2 protein-coding genes are annotated in these 1,593 nt (G+C 72.8%); one reads left to right on the top strand and one right to left on the bottom strand.

Translation table 11 applies throughout. The features are described from left to right. On the bottom strand, nt 1–625 hold a 625-nt coding region (locus tag RIV12_RS13085; RefSeq protein WP_309324457.1), incomplete at its 3' end, for a uroporphyrinogen decarboxylase family protein. A gap of 188 nt (nt 626–813) precedes the next feature. On the opposite strand from RIV12_RS13085, the gene RIV12_RS13080 reads away from it, so the two are divergent. Beyond that, nucleotides 814–1,593 (top strand): glutamyl-tRNA reductase (locus tag RIV12_RS13080; protein ID WP_487274895.1); only part of this gene is annotated, 780 nt, incomplete at its 3' end.

The raw sequence follows: 1,593 nt of genomic DNA, 5'->3' as shown, positions 1-1,593 counted from the left end.
CCCCGACGCCCTCGGCCCCGGGGCCGTCACCGAAGCGCTGGGCGACCAGCTCGCTCACCTCGCGGCCGCTGCGCACCGGGGCGTCGAGAACCGGCCCGACGCCCTCCTCGATCCGCACCCCGACGCCCGCCAGGCGCAGCGGCACCATGATGTCGGAGAAGAAGACGGCGGCGTCGACGCCGTGGCGCCGCACCGGCTGCAGCGTCACCTCCGCCGCGAGCGCGGGATCCAGACAGGCCTCCAGCATCGGCACTCCGGCGCGCGCCCGCAGCGCCCGGTACTCCGGAAGGGACCGTCCCGCCTGACGCATGAACCACACGGGCGTGCGCGCAGGTCTCCGCCCCGCCAGCGCCTCCAGGAGCGCCGGCCCTGTCGCGGCCCCGGCCTGCCCGGCAGACCCTGATGCCACCTCGGCAGACCCGGCCGCCGGCCCGGCGTCCCGACCGGTCGTCTCCCCAGCGGCTCCCGGACCGGCCCCGCTGCCGGCCCGCTGCCCGCTCGGCGCCGTCTGCTCGGAGTCGATCGAATAATTGTGTGAACCGCCGGTGACGAAATCGCCGCTATCGGGTGAAGAATTCTGACGCCGCGTGCTTTCCCTGCGATAGGGGAACTGAATGCGAGACATATCGGCTGCCTCCTGTAAGTAGTGGTCAGAGGGGGTTTATTTCGCGTGGTGATGCGGCATCTCAGGCGTCGATCAGGTGCTGACAGAGTGTCAGAAATATGGTGGTGACACATTGTCGTGATGTGGGTGTGCGTCGCCACGCCGCTATTGTGCCCGCACCCCGCGGTGATGTTTCAATAGCGCTCGTTGTGACTACTCATCTTCTCTCCGCCGATCATCGACTGCCGGGCCTTGACGTCGTCGCCCGGCTCGGGGTGGTCGCCCCGGGGCTGGGGCCGGACCTCCTGGAGGCGGTCCCAGCGCTGCGCGGGGTCCTGGTCCTGTCCACCTGCAACCGCCTGGCCCTCCTCATCGACGCCGACTCCTGGGCCGACACCGGGTGCCCGGCGGCCCTGCACCCGGACCTCGGTCCGAGTGTCGGGGGTCAGTCCACGGCGGCGTCGGATCTGGGTGAGACAGTCTCCGCCTTCCTCGCCGAGCGCGCCGGGCTCCCGCCGAGCAGCCTCCTGCTGTCCCACCTGGTCGGGGCGAGCGCCCGCCGGGAGATGCTCGCCATCGCCGCGGGCCTGAGCTCGATGGTGGTCGGCGAGACCCAGATCGTCGGCCAGGTCCGCCGCGCCGCCGAGACCGCCGCCGCCGAGGGCACGCTCAGCCCCGAGCTCGTGCGAGTCGTCGAACGCGCCTCGGCCACCGCCCGCCGGGTGGCCCACGAGACCGAGCTGTCCGGTCAGGGGCGCAGCGTCGTCGCCGTCGGCGTGGATCAGGCCGCCGGCCACCTGCCGCCGCTGGAGGGCTGCCGCGCCCTCATCATCGGCACCGGCTCCTACGCCGGCGCCACCGTCGCCGACCTGCGCGCCCGGGGCCTGAGCGACATCGCCGTCTACTCCGCCTCCAACCGCGCCGAGGCCTTCGCCGCCGGCCACGGCCTGCGCGCCGTCCCCACCGGCTCCCTGAGCCAGGCCATGAGC

This window comes from Actinomyces stomatis (genome assembly GCF_031292835.1).
Lineage (GTDB): Bacteria > Actinomycetota > Actinomycetes > Actinomycetales > Actinomycetaceae > Actinomyces > Actinomyces stomatis.
This window is presented reverse-complemented; position numbering and strand designations above follow the sequence as displayed.